Raw genomic sequence first — 10,316 nt, forward strand, 5'->3', positions numbered from 1 at the left:
CGCCGCGGGTCTGGGACATGGTCGAGCCTCCGTAGCGACGTTGTGGGTCCCAAACTGTCATGCGCTGACAGTTGTCGTCAAATGCCTCAGGTCATAGAAGGACATGATTCAGATCACGACAACAGTCGCCCTCGGCCACTTGGCGTCGGGTCCGCGCGTCGTTACACTTCGCACATGACCGCGACCGCCCCCGAGACCCGTCCGGGCAACGAGCCCGCGGGCCCCGGATCCCAGCCCCCGGGCCGGCGCGAACGCAAGAAGCAGCGCACCCGTGAGGCGCTCGTCGACGCCGCGTTCACCCTCTTCGCCGAGAAGGGGTTCGACGCGACCACCGTCGAGGAGATCGCCGACGCCGTGGACGTCTCGTCCCGCACGTTCTTCCGCTACTTCGCCTCGAAAGAGGACGTCGCGCTCACCTTCCAGGAGGAGCAGACCAGCGCCGTCATGCAGGCGCTGGCCGACCGCCCCCCGGACGAACCGATCATGACCGCGCTCCGGCGCACCGTGGTGGAGATCGCCCGCGCCTGCGAGGGCGGCGGGCTGGGTTTCGACCCCGAGCGCTTCGAGTGCCTGTTCAGCATGATGAGCGACAGCCCCACCCTGATGGCGGGCAGCCTGGAGCACGCGCAGAAGAAGCAGCAGCTGATGACCGAGATCATCGCCGAGCGGATGGGCCTGGACCCGGCCACCGAACTGCGCCCGCACGTGATCGCCGCGGCCGCCACCTGCGGCTTCCAGGCCGCGGCCGACGCCGCCCGCCGGCACGGCGGCGCCTTCGGCTCGCTGTCGGAGACGATCGACCAGGCCTTCGCCATCCTGGAGGAGGGCCTCAACTCCCCGGCCCGGCCTCCCGGGCAGGACTCCTAGACGGGCCCGCGCCCCGCCCCGGTGTGGTCACGGGGCGGGCGGGTACCGCCCCCGGGGACGGCTCGGAGAGGACGGCGACCATGGCGCTCAAGCATCCCCGGCACGACGGCCGCGGCGACCGCGACCTGCAGGTCAACCCCATCTTCAGCCGGGAGCCCGTCGAGGTGCCCCGGTACGCGCTGCCGCGCGGCGAGATGGAGCCCGGCACCGCCTACCAGGTCGTCCACGACGAGCTGATGCTCGACGGCAACGCCCGGCTGAACCTCGCCACGTTCGTCTCCACCTGGGCCGAGCCCGAGGCGCTGCGGCTGATGGCCGAGTGCGCCGAGAAGAACATGATCGACAAGGACGAGTACCCGCAGACCGCGGAGCTGGAGCTGCGCTGCGTGCACATGCTCGCCCGGCTGTGGAACGCGCCCGACCCCCGCCGCGCCGTCGGCTGCTCCACGACCGGGTCCAGCGAGGCGGCGATGCTCGGCGGCCTCGCCCTGAAACGCCGCTGGCAGCGGAAGGGCCTGAAGGGCCGGCCCAACATCGTGATGGGCGTCAACGTCCAGATCTGCTGGGAGAAGTTCGCCGACTACTTCGAGGTCGAGCCCCGCTACGTCCCGATGGAGGGCGACCGCTACCACCTCGGCGCCCGCGAGGCCGTCGAGCTGTGCGACGAGAACACCATCGGCGTCGTCGCCGTGCTCGGCTCCACCTTCGACGGCAGCTACGAGCCCGTCGCCGGCATCTGCGCCGCCCTCGACGACCTCCAAGAGCGCACCGGCGTGGACGTCCCCGTCCACGTGGACGGCGCGTCCGGCGCGATGATCGCCCCGTTCCTGGACCCTGACCTGCACTGGGACTTCCGGCTGCCGCGGGTCGCGTCGATCAACACGTCCGGGCACAAGTACGGGCTGGTCATGCCGGGCGTCGGCTGGGCACTGTGGCGCGACCAGGACGCCCTCCCGGACGACCTGGTCTTCCACGTCAACTACCTGGGCGGCGACATGCCGACCTTCGCGCTGAACTTCTCCCGCCCCGGCGCCCAGGTCGTCGCGCAGTACTACACGTTCCTGCGGCTCGGCTTCGACGGCTACCGCCGCGTCCAGCAGAACTGCCGCGACGTCGCGACCCGCCTCGCCGCCGAGGTCGCCAAGCTCGGCCCGTTCGAGCTGCTCACCGACGGCTCCGACATCCCCGTCTTCGCGTTCCGCACGCACGACGACGCCGGGTTCAACGTCTTCGACGTCTCCGCCGCCCTCCGCGAGTACGGCTGGCTCGTCCCCGCCTACACCTTCCCGAAGAACCGCGAGGACCTCGCCGTCCTGCGCGTCGTCGTCCGCAACGGCTTCAGCCACGACCTCGCCGACCTGCTCCTGGACGACCTGCGCCGCGTCCTGCCCCGCCTGTCCGCGCAGACGTCCCCGCAGCGCACGCCCGAGGACGCCGGCGGCTTCGCCCACGGCGCCGAGACCAAGAACCCGCGGACCCCCGGCCGCAGCTGACCGCGCCGTCGCCGGCCGTTCTGCGGTGGGCGGAACGCGTGGTTTCCAGTCGCGGCGCCGGGTTACCGTGTGCGCATGGCCGAGATCACCCATCCGCTCATGCCCGCCGACGAGACGCCGCACGGGTCGACCGCGACGCGCGAGCCGGCCGCGCCGCACCGGCCGGCCGCGACGCGCGGGCCGGACGAGCCGCTGTGGCGCGACGCGCTCGGCCGGTGCCTGCGGCGCCTGCGCAACGAGCGCGGCGAGATACTGACGGAGACCGCCCGCCGGGCAGGGGTGTCCCCGCAGTACCTCTCCGAGATGGAGCGCGGCGTCAAGGAGCCGTCGAGCGAGATGATCGCCGCGGTCGCCGGCGCCCTGGACGTGACGCTCGCCGATCTCACGCTCGCGGTCGCGACGAGCCTGCTGGCCGCGCCGGCCGGCACCGCGCCGACCGGCCCGACCTGCCAGGTCGCCTACGCCCTGGCCGCCTAGCCCCTACGGGCGGGCGGGCTGCCGCTCCTCGATCACGTGGTCGATGAGGCCGTAGTCCAGCGCCGAACCGGCGGTGAACACGCGGTCGCGGTCGGTGTCGGCGCGCAGCGTCGCGGTGTCCTGCCCGGTGTGCCGGGAGAGGATCTCCTCGATGTCCGCGCGGACGCGGACGACCTCGTCCGCCTGGAGGATGAGGTCCGGGATCGCGCCGCGCCCCTGCCCCATCGGCTGGTGCAGGACGACGCGGGTGTGCGGCAGCGCGGCGCGCTTGCCGGGCGCGCCCGCGGCGAGCAGCACCGCGCCGACCGCGACGGCCTGCCCGACGCACGTCGTCGCCACCTGCGGCCGGATGAAGCGCAACGTGTCGTACACCGCGAGCATCGCGCTCGGGTCCCCTCCTTCGCAGTTGATGTACAGATGGATGTCGCTGTCCGGGCTGTCCGCCTCCAGGTGGAGCAGCTGCGCGACGAGGGCGTTCGCGACCCCCGCGTCGATGGCGGTGCCGAGATAGATGATCCGCTCGGTCAGCAGGTGCGAGTAGACGTCCATGATCCGTTCACCGCGCGAGTCCCGCGCGATGACGTTCGGGATCGTGTAGGTGCTCATCGGGCGGCTCCCCCGGACGGGGCGCCGAGCCCGACGGAGCGGCGGCGCGGCGGCACGACGTCGTCGTAGCCGTCGACGATCGCGTCGATGAACCCGTACTCCAGGGCCTCCCGCGCCGTGTACCAGCGGTCGTGCAGCGAGTCCTCGAAGACCCGCTCCAGGGGCTGGCCGGTGTCCTCGGCGATGAGCCCGAGCACGGTGTCGCGGGTGTGGCGCAGGTCGTTGGCCTGCAGTTCGATGTCGACGGCGGCGCCGCCGATCCCGGCGGACCCCTGGTGCATCAGCACGCGGGCGTGCGGCATCGCGCGGCGCTTGCCGGGGGTCCCGGACGACAGCAGGAACTGCCCGGCGCTGTAGGCGATGCCGAGCACCACCGTGGCCACGTCGCACGGGATGAGCCGCATGACGTCGCGGATCGCAAGCATCGACGGCACCGACCCGCCGGGCGAGTGGATCCACAGCGCGATGTCGGCCGACGGGTCCTCGCCCGCCAGGGTGATCAGCTGCGTCGCCAGCAGCGTGCCGTTGTCGTCGTCGAGCACGCCGTCCAGCACGAGGACGCGCTGCGCGTACAGCTCGCGCCGCACGCGTTCGTTGAACAAAGGGCTCTTCTGTTCCTCGCTCATGCCCTTCACTCTGTGCCACCGCGCGCACCGGTCACAGCCCTATCCGCCCACGGCGGATCCGCCCAGAGCAGCGTGACCGCGCCGCCGGCGACGACGCCGATCGCGCGGGTCAGAGGGCGGCGAGGCCCTTCTGGAGGTCGTCGAGGTTCATCACCGGGACGATCTCGATCTTCGCGCCGAGGGACTGGAAGAGCGGCTCGGCGATGGAGGGGATCTGCGAGCTGTCCTGCATGTCGAACACCAGCGTGCAGGTGCGGTTGCCGTCGAGGGCGGTGAAGTAGGCCGCCTCGGGCTTGAGCCGCTCGATCAGCGCCTGCATGGCCTTCGGCAGACTGCCGCTCTTGATGCCCTCGTTCCCGAGCTGGGTGTCCATCTGCGCCCGCAGCATGACTCTCATCGCACTCGTCCCCCGTGTGCCGCCGGACCGGCGCGGACGTTCGCGCCTCATGGGAGCCCGGCGGCGTTCGGGGTGAGTCTGTCCCGCCGCCGCGGGGGCAAACGCGGGTGGCGTCAGTTCGCGGTGGTGAGGACGAGGCCGCTGGTGGGAACGCCCGTACCGGCGGTGACCAGGACGTTCCGCACGTCCGGGACCTGGTTCACCGCGGTGCCGCGGACCTGCCGGACGGCCTCCGCGATGCCGTTCATGCCGTGGATGTACGCCTCACCCAGCTGACCCCCGTGGGGGTTGACCGGAAGCCTGCCGCCGAGCTCAATGCCACCGTCCCTGATGTAGTCCTTCGCCTGGCCGCGTCCGCAGAAGCCGAGCTCCTCCAGCTGAACCAGGACGAACGGGGTGAAATGATCGTAGAGGATCGCGGTCTGGACGTCATCGGGGGTCAGGCCCGACTGCGCCCAGAGCGTGCCGCCGACGGTGCCCATGGCCGGGAGGGCCGACAGCTCGCCGGTGTAGTAGCCGAACATCATCATCTGGTCCGGGCCCGTCCCCTGGGCCGCCGCGGCGATGACGGCGGGCGGTTGGGGCAGGTCGCGGGCACGTTCCACGGACGTGACCAGGACCGCGACGCCGCCGTCGGACTCCTGGCAGCAGTCCAGGAGGTGCAGCGGGTCGACGATCCAGCGGGACGACTGGTGCTCCTCCAGCGTGATCGGGCGCCCGTGGAACCAGGCGGCCGGGTTCGCGGCGGCGTGGCGGCGCATCGCGACGGCGACGCGGCCGAAGTCCTCGCTGGTCGCGCCGTAGTCGTGCATGTAGCGGCGGGCCTGCATCGCCACCCACGCGGCCGGGGTCGCGAAGCCGAACGGCAGGTGCCAGGAGAACTCCAGGCCGGTCGCGTCGGCGCGGGCCGACGGGGCGGCCTGGCCGAAGCGGTGGCCGGAGCGCTCGTTGAAGGCCCGGTAGCACAGCACCGCGTCCGCCTGCCCGGTCGCGACGGCCATCGCGGCGTGCGCGACGGTGCCGCAGGCGGCGCCGCCGCCGTAGTCGACGCGGGAGAAGAACCGCAGCGCGGGGATGCCGAGCTCGCGCTGGACGGCGATCTCGGAGTTGGCGTCGGCGGTGTAGGTGACCAGGCCGTCGACGTCGGACGGGGCCAGGCCCGCGTCCTTGACCGCGGCCAGGCACGCCTCGGCGGCGAGCTGCAGCTCGGAGCGGCCCGACTCCTTGGAGAACTCGGTCGCGCCGATCCCGGCGATGGCGGCCTTTCCGGACAGGCTCATGCGTTCCCCCTGAAGCGGACCGTGGCGGTGAGGTGGTCGCCGAGACTCACCGCGCCGCGGACGCGGAGGGTGCGCTCGTCGACGCGGTCGCCGGTCAGGGTGAGGGCGTCGCCGGCGTAGGCGGGGGCGCCGAGGCGGACCTCGACGCTCTCCAGCGCCGCGCCCGGGACGGTCTCCAGCGCGTACCGCTGGACGAGCCCGACGCTGGTCAGGATGTTGACGAAGATGTCCTTCGAGCCCTGGGCGCGGGCCAGCGCGGGGTCGTGGTGGACGGGCATGAAGTCGCGCGTCGCGATGGCCGTCGAGATGATGAACGTCGGCGTCAGGTCGATACGCAACCCGTCTGCAGGAGATTCGGCGACAGGTTCGGCGGCGGGCTCCTCCGGCGGTGGCGGCGCGTCCGCCGGGGTCCATTGAGGCAGGACGAGCTCGTCGTCCATCCGCTCGAAGACCAGCCGGACGGGCATGCCGACCTCGACGTCCTCGGGCGCGCAGCCGTTGACGTTCCCGACGATCCGCACGCCCTCCTCCAGCTCCACGACCGCGACGACGAACGGGGGCGTCCGGCCGGGGACGGGCGGGTGGTGGTGGACGACGTAGCTGTGCACCTCGCCCCGCCCGCTCGCCACGACGTAGTCGCGGTTCGGCGACTGGCACTTCGCGCACATCGGACCGGGCGGGTGGCGGAGCGCGCCGCAGTCCGCGCACCGCTGGATGCGCAGTTCGCCCGCGTTGACGCCGTCCCAGAAGAACGCGGTGTCGCGGCCGATCGCGGGTTGCAGCGGGTACCTGCCGCCCGCGGCCGGCGGCTGCTGCTTGTTCGGCTTGAACTTCAGCACCCGGAACAGCATCTCGGCGACGCGCTCGTCGTTCTCGTCGTACCAGGACTGGTACCAGGTGACGAAGTAGCCCTCGCCCATGGCGGTCTTCTTCGGGCCGGTGACACCGCCGAAGCGCATCCGCGTCCACAACCGCTCGCCGACCTTCACGTAGCGGTCGTACGTCTGGTCGCAGTTGGTCGCGACGATGCCGGTGTAACCGGCCTCGTCGAGCAGCCGCAGCGGGTCGTCCGCGACGCCCTTCTGGTCCGGCCGGCGGGCCAGTCCGGGCATCGACCACACCTGGATCATCGCGGGCGGCGCCACGTCGTCCCAGGTCCCGGTGTCGCCGAGCGCCTGCGTCCAGTTCCGGATCATCGCGGCGTTCACCGGGTCGGGGCAGGGCAGCGCGGCCTGCCCGCCGGCGGCGGACAGCCGTCCGGCGAGGGCCATCAGTTCGTCGTGCACCAGGTCTCCTCGTCCGGGTCAGCGCGGGGCGCGCGGCAGGCCGAGGCCGATCATCGCGATCAGCTCGCGCTGGATCTCGTTGACGCCGCCGCCGAAGGTCAGCACGAGCGCGCCCTTGGCCATCCGGTCGGTCACCCTCATGAACTCGGCCGTGGCCGGGTGGCCCGGGTCGCCGTACCGGGCGAGCACGTCCCCGACGATCCGGCCGACCTCCTGCACCCGCTCCGAAGCGTAGATCTTCGTGGCGGACGCGTCGGCCGCGCCGAGCCAGCCGAGGTCCTGGTTCGCCGCGACCTGCCAGTTGAGGATCTCGTTGACGCGCAGGTAGGCGTGCACCTGCGCCAGCGCGCGCCGGACGGCGGGCTCCTCGATGAGCGGGCGGCCGTCGCGTCCGGGCGTCGCGCGGGCCCAGCGCTCGAACCGGTTGCGGGTGTGCCCGATGTTGCCCGCCGGGCCGAGCGTGACCCGCTCGTGGTTGAGCTGGTTGACGATCAGGTCCCAGCCGTTGTTCTCCCCGCCGATCAGCATGTCGGCGGGGACGCGGACGTCCTGGAAGTAGGTGGAGTTGGTGTGGTGCGCGCCGTCCATCGTGATGATCGGCGTCCAGGAGAAGCCCGGGTCCTTGCAGTCCACGATGAGCATCGAGATGCCCTTGTGCTTCTTCGCGGACGGGTCGGTGCGCGCGGCGAGCCACACGTAGTCGGCGGTCTGCGCGCCGGACGTGAAGATCTTCTGGCCGTTCACCACGTACTGGTCGCCGTCCCGGACGGCGGTCGTGCGCAGCGCGGCGAGGTCGGTGCCGGCGCCCGGCTCGCTGTAGCCGATCGCGAAGTGGCACTCGCCCGCGAGGATGCGCGGGATGAAGAACTCCTTGTGCTCGTCCGAGCCGTACTGGAGGATCGTCGGCGCGACGGAGTTGAGCGTGATCAGCGGGTAGGTGACCTCCGCGCGGGCGATCTCGTTGGCGAAGATGGTCTGCTCCACCGGGCCGAACCCGCGGCCGCCGTACTCCTTCGGCAGCGCGACGCCGAGCATCCCGTCGCGTCCGAGGCGCTTGCAGTGCTCCAGGTAGGGCGGGCCGAACGGGTCGGCGGCGATCGCGGCGCGCTGCTCGGCCGTCAGGCAGTTCTCGAAGTACTCGCGCAGTTCGGCGCGGAGCTTCTTCTGTTCGTCGGTCAGGTCGATGAACATTCAGGCCTCCTGGGCGATGAGCGCGCCGAGCGAGTCGAGCCGGTCCTCCGCGCCGCCGAGCAGGTGCCCGGCGTGCTTGCCCCAGGCGAAGTAGCGGTGCAGCGGGTAGGTGATGTCCAGGCCGATGCCGCCGTGCAGGTGCTGGCAGGTGTAGAGCGCCTTCACGACGGGGTCGCAGGCGTTGTAGGCCGCGACGGTGAGCAGCTCCTCGGCGTCGGCGGCGCGCTCGGCGAGCCGCCACACCCCCGCCCAGACGGCCACGTCCAGCGCCCGTTTGGCGATGTAGACGTCGCTGACCTGCATCGTGACGGCCTGGAACTGCGCGAGCGCCCGGTCGAACTGCTCGCGCGTCTTGGTGTACTCCTTGGTGAGCTCGAGCGCGCCCTCGATGACGCCGGACGACAGCGCGACCGCGCCCGCGACGGCGGTCAGCCGGAGGGTGTCCCAGGCGGCGCCGTCGGCGGCTCCGCCGAGCAGGGCGCCGGCGCCCACCCGGACGCCGTCGAGCGCGACCCGCGACAGCGGCTCGGTCGTCTCCGACGGCTGCGGCGTGATCGTCGCGGCGGACGGCTCGACGAGGAAGACCCCGACGCCCGCGCCCTCGACCCGCGCCGGAACCAGGATGCGCGCCGCCTCCCGCGCGTAGGGGACGAACGTCTTCACGCCGTCCAGCACGTAGCCGTCGCCGTCGGGGCGGGCCGTCGCGGCGATCTCGCCGGCGGGTCCGACCTCCCGGTACGCGCCGGTCAGCACGGTGTCGCCCGCGGCCAGCGGCGCGAGCAGCGCGCGCTGCTCGGCGGTGCCGTGCGCGCCGATCGGGACGGCCGCGAGCGCGAGCGACGCGTAGGCCGGGATCGGCGCCGTCCGCGCGCCCACCTCGCGCAGGATCACCGCCAGCTCGATCTGCCCGAGCCCCGCACCGCCGGCGTCCTCGGGCAGCACCGCGCCGAGCAGGCCGGCCTGCGCGAACGCCTTCCAGGTGGCCGCGTCGTAGGGGGCGCCGCTCTTCTCGAACGCCTCCAGCCGCTCCTGCGCTGCCTCACGTGCGAGCAGGTCCGCCGCGAGCCCCTTCAGCTCCTGCTGGGTCTCGTCGAGGTTGAAGTCCACTCATCCGCTCCCTTCCTGGCGGCGCGGCCGGCCGGACGGACGCCCACGGCGAAAAAGTAGAACAGATTCTAGTCTGTGTCCAGGGCTGTGATCATCGCCCGCGAAATGGGGATTCACCTAGCATGTAAGGGATCGGTGACCGCCCCGCGGACACCGGTCCGCCGACCGCCCCCGGCCGATCAGATAACAGGTTCTCGCCTGGGCTGTACGCTTGAGGCCGGAGCGGCGGCGCAACGGGCGCCCGCGCGAGGAGGATGACCGTGACCGCAGAGCCGACAGTGACCGGGGACGAGCCTTCGGGCGGTCCCGCGGCGGACCGGCGGGCGGGCCAGGCCGCGGGGCAGGGCGTGCGCTCGCGCAGCCAGCACCAGCGGCGCAAGCGTATCGTCCAGGCCGCCGCCGCGCTCGCCTCGCGCGGCGGCATCGAGGCGATGCAGATGCGCACCGTCGCCGAGCGCGCCGGCGTCGCCCTCGGCACCCTCTACCGCTACTTTCCGTCCAAGATGGACCTGGTCGTCGCGGTCGTCAGCGAGGAGATCGACCTCCTGGAGCGCAGCATCGAGCGCCGCCCGCCGCGCGGCGGCGCCCCCGCGGAGCGCACCGTCGAGGTGCTGATGCGCGCCACGCGGGGCCTGATGCGCGAGCCCGAGCTCGCCGAGGCGCTGATCCGCTCGCTGCTGCTGTCAGACGTCAAGACCGACTTCAGCGACCGGATGACGAACCTGATGCTGCGCGCCGCCGTCGGCCCGACCGGCGACATCCCGGCCGACGACCGCCGCCGCGTCGTCGCCCGGGCGCTGTCCTCCGTCTGGACGATGGAGATGATCGAGATGCTCCGCGGCCAGGCCACCGCCGACGAGATCCAGGCCCGCCTGGAGATCTCCGCCGACCGCCTGCTGGATTAACCCAGGGGGCTGTGTTTTCCCAGGGGGGCGACCCCCTGGAACCCCCGTTGCGGCCGACAGGCCGTTTCCCGCTCCGCTGGC

The 10,316-nt window shown here is 72.3% G+C and carries 11 protein-coding genes; 4 read left to right on the forward strand and 7 right to left on the reverse strand.

Going from position 1 to position 10,316, the window contains the following annotated elements:
- Positions 1-174 precede the first annotated feature (174 nt).
- The 3 genes from ABD296_RS16535 to ABD296_RS16545 all read left to right on the forward strand — a co-directional run bounded on the left by ABD296_RS16535 (position 175) and on the right by ABD296_RS16545 (position 2,837).
- Positions 175-867: a TetR family transcriptional regulator gene (locus ABD296_RS16535; protein WP_344267409.1), complete on the forward strand. Its 693-nt coding sequence runs from the start codon at positions 175-177 to the stop codon at positions 865-867.
- Positions 868-947: 80 nt separating this feature from the next.
- Positions 948-2,360, forward strand: coding sequence for a glutamate decarboxylase (locus ABD296_RS16540; RefSeq protein WP_344267411.1), 1,413 nt, complete (start codon positions 948-950; stop codon positions 2,358-2,360).
- A 75-nt stretch (positions 2,361-2,435) separates the two neighbouring features.
- Entirely contained in the window at positions 2,436-2,837 is a 402-nt protein-coding gene (locus ABD296_RS16545; RefSeq protein ID WP_344267413.1) for a helix-turn-helix domain-containing protein, read from the forward strand.
- Between the two features lie 3 nt (positions 2,838-2,840).
- On the opposite strand, the gene ABD296_RS16550 is transcribed toward ABD296_RS16545, so the two are convergent.
- The 7 genes from ABD296_RS16550 to ABD296_RS16580 form a co-directional block, all read right to left on the reverse strand.
- Complete coding sequence (locus ABD296_RS16550) at positions 2,841-3,443, reverse strand: ClpP family protease (RefSeq protein WP_344267415.1); 603 nt, start codon at positions 3,441-3,443, stop codon at positions 2,841-2,843.
- A complete protein-coding gene (locus ABD296_RS16555; protein WP_344267417.1) occupies positions 3,440-4,069 on the reverse strand; it encodes a ClpP family protease in 630 nt (209 codons plus the stop codon). The genes ABD296_RS16550 and ABD296_RS16555 overlap by 4 nt, the downstream gene beginning before the upstream one ends.
- Positions 4,070-4,178: 109 nt before the next feature.
- Entirely contained in the window at positions 4,179-4,466 is a 288-nt protein-coding gene (locus ABD296_RS16560; protein ID WP_344267419.1) for a hypothetical protein, read from the reverse strand.
- Between the two features lie 113 nt (positions 4,467-4,579).
- On the reverse strand, positions 4,580-5,746 hold the full coding sequence (locus tag ABD296_RS16565; protein WP_344267421.1) for a lipid-transfer protein: 1,167 nt from the start codon (positions 5,744-5,746) through the stop codon (positions 4,580-4,582).
- The gene (locus ABD296_RS16570; RefSeq protein WP_344267423.1) at positions 5,743-7,032 is read right to left on the reverse strand and encodes an OB-fold domain-containing protein; all 1,290 of its coding nucleotides are present in this window, start codon (positions 7,030-7,032) and stop codon (positions 5,743-5,745) included. The genes ABD296_RS16565 and ABD296_RS16570 overlap by 4 nt, the downstream gene beginning before the upstream one ends.
- A gap of 18 nt (positions 7,033-7,050) precedes the next feature.
- Positions 7,051-8,223 carry an acyl-CoA dehydrogenase family protein gene (locus ABD296_RS16575; RefSeq protein ID WP_344267425.1) on the reverse strand — a complete coding sequence of 391 codons (1,173 nt, stop codon included), beginning with the start codon at positions 8,221-8,223 and terminating at the stop codon, positions 7,051-7,053.
- Complete coding sequence (locus ABD296_RS16580) at positions 8,224-9,330, reverse strand: acyl-CoA dehydrogenase family protein (RefSeq protein ID WP_344267427.1); 1,107 nt, start codon at positions 9,328-9,330, stop codon at positions 8,224-8,226.
- Positions 9,331-9,590: 260 nt separating this feature from the next.
- On the opposite strand from ABD296_RS16580, the gene ABD296_RS16585 reads away from it, so the two are divergent.
- Positions 9,591-10,235 (forward strand): TetR family transcriptional regulator, encoded by a 645-nt coding sequence (locus ABD296_RS16585; protein ID WP_407061479.1) that lies wholly within the window; start codon positions 9,591-9,593, stop codon positions 10,233-10,235.
- Positions 10,236-10,316 lie beyond the last annotated feature (81 nt).

Origin of the sequence: Actinomadura napierensis (genome assembly GCF_039529375.1) — a bacterium.
In the GTDB taxonomy this organism is placed as follows: Bacteria; Actinomycetota; Actinomycetes; order Streptosporangiales; family Streptosporangiaceae; genus Spirillospora; species Spirillospora napierensis.